A 1,561-nucleotide genomic window follows, 5' to 3' on the forward strand; every position below is an offset into this window, starting at 1 on the left:
TTCCTGCTCTACAATCCGGAAAACTCCCGAACATGGTATTTTATACACTGGGATTTTGACGGGAGCCTGCTTTTTGGTGAGTTTGCATCCAATGCGCCGGAGTCCCTCCGCGGTATTCAAGGATTGATGGCCTCACGGCTGCACCGCCGGTATTTCCAGGAGATACCCGGCGGCATCGAAAAACTGGACGCAAAAATGCGGGAGCTGCTGGACACTCATATTATCAGAGAGCGTGTGGCGGCGCTGGTGGAAGCCTATAAATCTGTGTTGGAAAAGGCTTCGGCTCTAGAGCCGTCTCCGGATTTGCGGAGATATACATTAGATCAGTGGCTTACCTATCTTGATGGCACATACGACAGTATTCTCTACAATTATGATATGTTCAATAGCTCTCGCCAATATCCGCTTTCCGGCTATGTAGCCGAACCCATGCGGAATTCGGACGGTTCAGTCCGGTTCGCCTGGGAGCCGTTCTGCTCTTTGACGGCGCCCCCGGTATCTTACAGCCTCCGGGTGTATTCCGACCGTGCCATGCAGGATATGGTGTATGAGATCACCGGTCTCCAGGAAACCGGTTTCCTGCTGGAGGAGGGGCTGCCCGATGGGACCTATTATGTATGGGTATCCGGCACGGACTCCAAGGGCCGGGAGCAGATCAGCCTGGAGTGTGTGACTGCTCAGAGCGGCGGGAAGGCATATGGCATTCGGGCATTTACTTTGAAGTGAGGTGAACGTATGGAATACCTGGGACACCGGCTGCGCCAGGAGCTGAAATACTATATTAATGAAAGCGATTACCACACGCTCCGGTCCCGCCTCTCCGCCGTTGCGGACCCGGACCCCAACATGGCAGACCCAGAGGGCTACCTGGTCACCAGCGTTTACTTTGACGACATCCACCAGTCTTCCCTGACGGAGAAGGAGGCTGGATATCAGTTTCGGAAAAAATTCCGCATTCGGTGCTATAACCGCTCCGATGCCCCCATACTCCTGGAGTGCAAACGAAAATACGGCGCGTACGTTTCCAAGGAAAGCGTTCCCCTCAGCCGCCGGGAATACGAGGACATCCTTTCCGAGGAATACGATTTTCTTCTCTCCAGCACGTTTCCCCTCTGTCGGGAGCTTTATGCACACCATCACGCACAGCTGCTGCGGCCTGTGGTGGCGGTGGAGTATCTTCGGGAGGCTTGGGGGATGCGGGAAGGAGCTGTACGGATTACCTTTGATAAGGATATCTCCGCTTCCATCGGCGAGTGCGATATGCTCTCGGAATCCTTCGAGGTGCGGAAGGTACTGGAGCCGGGGCGGATGGTTCTGGAGATCAAATTTGACCTTTTTTTGCCGAGCACCGCTGTTCAGATTTTGAAAACCGCTATGACGGAACGGTGCGCTATTTCCAAGTACGTCATGTGCCGAAATGAAAAAAGGAGGCGTTTGTTCCGATGATGACATTTTCCGATATTTTTAAAAAGAGCTTTCTGAAAGAAGCCGGAAGTCTGACTGCCAATCATGTAATCCTGAGTATGCTGGCTGCGTTTCTCTGCGGAATGATTGTCTACAC

Annotated in this window: 2 protein-coding genes; both read left to right on the plus strand. The window is 53.0% G+C overall.

What is annotated here, in order from left to right; translation table 11 throughout:
* Nucleotides 1–726, plus strand: a 726-nt coding sequence (locus JX325_RS16445; RefSeq protein ID WP_204792111.1) for a CotH kinase family protein, incomplete at its 5' end; no start/stop codon positions are given.
* A 9-nt stretch (nucleotides 727–735) separates the two neighbouring features.
* Entirely contained in the window at nucleotides 736–1,446 is a 711-nt protein-coding gene (locus JX325_RS16450) for a polyphosphate polymerase domain-containing protein (RefSeq protein ID WP_204792112.1), read from the plus strand.
* Nucleotides 1,447–1,561: the final 115 nt, after the last annotated feature.

This window comes from Oscillibacter sp. CU971, from assembly GCF_905219725.1.
Taxonomy (GTDB): domain Bacteria; phylum Bacillota; class Clostridia; order Oscillospirales; family Oscillospiraceae; genus Oscillibacter.